The following is a 1866-nucleotide window of genomic DNA, read 5'->3' as shown; positions in this document are numbered from 1 at the left end:
AAATTACGTGATTCAAGTAAAATTGCGAATCCTCCTTCTGCGTAGGGTCCTCTGCCGGCATATGCGTTTTGTCCGTATTCTGTGTAGTATTCATTTTTTATTTTATCTAAAATGGGGTCAAATTTCTCTTCGATTTTTCTTCCATATTCATTTTTCGTGCATTCTACAATATGTCTGCATTTCTGGCATTCTTTGGAACCATATCTTTTTTTAGAGCCTTCGTCTTTTTTTATTGTATTGTTTAGTCTTGTTAGTTTTATTCCTGTGGGGCATAGATATGCGTCTTCTTTTGATAAGTATTTGAAATTATATTTTTTGAATTTTTGCTTTTTTGCTTTTTTTGTATCAAATCTTGTTTCGTTTTTTTCTCTTTGTTTTGCATTTCTTCGCATTGCTTCGGTTTTACATGGGATAATTAGCTTTGTTGGAGTTCTGTATACTCTGTGTAATGTGTTTATATTCCAATATCCGTAATCCACAACTAGAGTGAATTCTTTTTTGTTTAATATTCTTTGTAACTGATTTATAATCTCTATAGATTCCAATTGTTCGTTTGGATGTTGTGTTATGTAGTGTGTGACTATCATTCCACATTTATCGTCAATTGCTTGTTGATAATTGTAATTTAATCCAGATATTCCTTTTTTATCTTTCATGTGTCGTGTTTCTGGATCAACAGTGCTGATGCTGTATTTTTTATTAATATTTGCTTCCATTTTTTTGATTCGTTTTAAAACTCTTTTTAAACTTTGATGGTTTTTTAAACTTAATTTTAATAACTGTATTCCGAATGAATTGATTATTTTTTTGAGTTTTTTATATTGTTCTTTTAATTCGTCTTGATATTTGCCGTTGTAGAAAAATTCATGGAGTTTTATCCATAAATCTCCAGTATTGTTTTTATATTCTTTGTAATGCTTTAAAATAAACTTTTTAAGGTATTTAATTTGATCAGGATACATACTATTATATGGATTGCAGTATCCTTTTAATATTGTTCCGTCAGCATAAATTAAGTTTCCTTCAATTAATCCAGTTTTTATTCCAAATTCCACAAGGAATTTGTCAAATTCATCAATAAGGTACATGTTGTCGTTTGTAAAGTCATTTATTGTTGTTTTTGATGGTTTTTTGCAGTTGAGTAAAAATTGGCAGGTTTCATCGTTATTTTTCCACCAGTTTTCTAGTTTTCTGCAGCTTGTTATTTCCATAATGTGTCCAAAACTGATGAATGGGAGCATTTCATCAGTTTTATATGTTCGTTTGGGTCCAGGTCGTGTTTTTTTATCTTTTTTAAATAGTTCTGGTCGAATTTCTTTAAAAATTTCAAATAGAATTTTAACTGTAAAAACAATATGATTTTTATCTAAATTTGAACCTACTTCTTTTAAAATAAAACAAGTTTGACTATCAAATCCCATTTTGATTCATTCCTTTTTATAATTTGTTATTTTTAAAATTAACAACATTTAATACAAAAAAGAATTTTAATAATTTTCCCCATTTTTTGGGGAAAAAATTGTTAAAATCGAAAAAAATAAATCATATTAAAAACAGTAAATTATAACTGAAGGTGATTTATTTTTATTGTATGTGTTGTTGTTAAATAATTATAAATCCCTTCATATTTATAATTATTTATTTATAAGTAAAATTAGGCTTTTTTAAGATTTATTTTAAGAAATAAGCAATTATTAAACCTTTAATACTTCACTTGTTTTATCTATATCAAATCTTGCAAAAATAGTTGATTTTCACAGTTAAATATTAAATATTCAATAGTTTAATTGTTAAATTTGATATTTGTTGCGATAAGTTGTTTTTTAATTATATAAAAAATAAATTTGGTGAATTTTTAAAATTCAC

1 protein-coding gene is annotated in these 1866 nt (G+C 26.0%); it reads right to left on the bottom strand.

All coding sequences use genetic code 11. The features are described 5' to 3' along the window. Positions 1 to 1421: transposase (locus MBBTH_RS10745; RefSeq protein WP_133241965.1), on the bottom strand; the 1421-nt coding region annotated here is incomplete at its 3' end. Between the last annotated feature and the right edge of the window lie 445 nt (positions 1422 to 1866).

Origin of the sequence: Methanobrevibacter thaueri (assembly GCF_003111625.1) — an archaeon.
Lineage (GTDB): Archaea > Methanobacteriota > Methanobacteria > Methanobacteriales > Methanobacteriaceae > Methanocatella > Methanocatella thaueri.
Note: the sequence above shows the minus strand (reverse complement) of the source record. Positions and strands in the feature narration are given on the sequence as shown.